This is a genomic window from Bartonella numerosa, from assembly GCF_037070845.1.
Classification (GTDB): domain Bacteria; phylum Pseudomonadota; class Alphaproteobacteria; order Rhizobiales; family Rhizobiaceae; genus Bartonella.
The window spans coordinates 1-2,354 of sequence record NZ_JAYMZI010000021.1 but is presented as its reverse complement, the minus strand read 5'-3'; the positions used below and the strand labels follow the sequence as shown (position 1 = coordinate 2,354).

Genomic DNA, 2,354 nt, shown 5'->3' with positions numbered 1-2,354 from the left:
GGATCAAAACACGATCAGTCCGTTGGTTATCATGCGAACCATCAGCATATAAAAATGTATTAAGATAGAGGCTTGCATTACCGCTCGCCCTATAAACCTCCCCAATACCTCCTCCGATATGAAGCGTTCGATGATGACGAAGGCGAGAAGATCCTGGATCTCCAAGTTTGACAGAACTATCCCGAATGGCTAAGAACGAAAGAGACGAAACACCACCATCCGACCCATCCAAATTTCTCCGCTCATCCCGCGACAAAATCCACATTGAATTGTCACTCAAATGCAACCTACCTCTAGAACCCTGCCCCACATAGCTCCCTCCTTTAAGAGTAGACTTATCCGCTAAAATTTCTATAGAAGCACCCCTTTCAACTTTTAACAATAAATCCCCCGAACTTAGAGCACTTTTATACAGACCAACAACCCCATGAACAGGATCAGCACCATAGACAGCCACATTGTCGACGGAGAATTTCGTCTCATCCAAATCAACAGAATTCAACTGCGGAAAAACCCCCACCCCCAGAGCCACATCGCGCCTGTACCCCTCCTCTTCGCGCATGTTATCATCTTCCCGAAAATATATACCGTAGCTCGCCCTCCCCCTCACATGAACGGAGGAGACTCTAATGTCAACCCTATTAGCTTTCACCATAGCGGCAGCATCCCCGCCTTCCCTCAACCCCTCGGATGATAAATCCGAACTATGACGGCGCCCCCTCAACAACACACCATGAGTGTCAGTAACATCAATATCTCCATTCTCAAAACCAACAGTACCCCCCTTATCCAAGAGAAAAACCGTATGGTCTCTCTGATTTTTTTCCAAACCATCCCTTGAAATCTTAACACCATCAAGCATAACTGACCCACCAAACGATGCAAAAACTCCATGATTCTTTCGGAAATTAATCGCCCCACCGCTCATCTTAATTTCCGCACCACCAAAACTGTACAGGCTCGCCCGATCATAATTCGCCAAAACAGCACCGTCACTTGTTTCAATCATTACGCCATCCAAAGCGACGGACGTCGGTACCCCCACTGCTTGTACAGCCGTCTCAACCCGCTGAATAAACCCGTTCTTGACTTCAACTTTTCCATTGCTGGCGTGAGCAGCCACCACCGCATTTTCAATGGTAAAATTTTCTAAAGAAATCTCACCACCCTCAGATACAGACACACCACGCGTATAAGGAGTGCCCGGAGCCTCACTAACAATAGCCACATTCCTCCCCACCAACCTAGTTTTTATCTTTCCTGCATTACTTTTTTGCTCCGCATCTCCCTTCACCGTCACAGCAACGCGACTACCACTACGCCTGCCAGCACCCTCCTTGGTGATCTTAAAGGTTTTTCCACTAATGGCATCATTCTCTCCGCATATCTTGCATGAATAATATTCCCCATGAAACGAGGTAGAATGACCGCCGCCAACATAATCATGAAAAAAGCCCTGATGGACTCTGTCGCACACCTCCCCCTTATCGCAGTAAGTAACGGCACGCCGATTACCGTCATAATAGTAAGCGACACTCTTCCCCCCGCTATAATCGACATCAACATAGCCACTGCCGGAGTAGACACTAGACCCAAGATCCCCTCCTTCCTCCCCCCTGACTTCGTTTTGAAGAAGAGAAAAAACGGCCGCTGCAAAAACACACAAACGTAAACGATTCCCACACAACCTGATCATAGCTCCATCGAAACTCCTTTTTCCTTACTGAAAAAGACGAAAAGGACGCGACAAACCGCTCGCACACAGAAGGACATCCACCAATGCTGAAAGATACTCTCCAAACGGGAATAAATGCACACAGCACTTATTACGTGTATAATACATTGTGTGTTATATGTAAAGAAGGAATAAAACTATAACGTGCAATTCAATTAAATAACATCTTAAAATTGTTGGCTTATGGGAATTCAAATTGCTATGAAAGAAAACATTTGAAAACGCTACACGCCGGTACCAAACCCTCTGTTCTTTTCCTAAAATAAACCAAGGGATTTAAAAAAAAACATCTTATTCAATGAGATGGAATAACACAGACACAGAGCAACGTTCATCCCTCAAAAGCCAATCTAACAAGAAAGCATCACTACTCTTTGTTTCACAAATACCATGAAAATAGCAATTTTTATCCGACTACAAACACAAAAGGCAGCACAACGCACCGCCTTTTTACTTTATTTCGAAGTTCAACTATACCCTACTCACTAAAACCTGTAGCGCACCCCACCAGAGAAAGTGACCCCAAAAAAGCCCGCCTTCGTAAGCTTATGTTGATAAGACAGATCACCATGAAGAACGAGCTTTGGAACTAGCTGAGCATTAAAACCCAACCCTGCTT

Annotated in this window: 1 pseudogene; it reads right to left on the bottom strand. The window is 45.0% G+C overall.

Features of this window, described 5'->3' with window-relative positions:
* Positions 1-1,696, bottom strand: a pseudogene (locus tag WCP75_RS04940) (hypothetical protein); the annotation flags it as partial.
* Between the last annotated feature and the right edge of the window lie 658 nt (positions 1,697-2,354).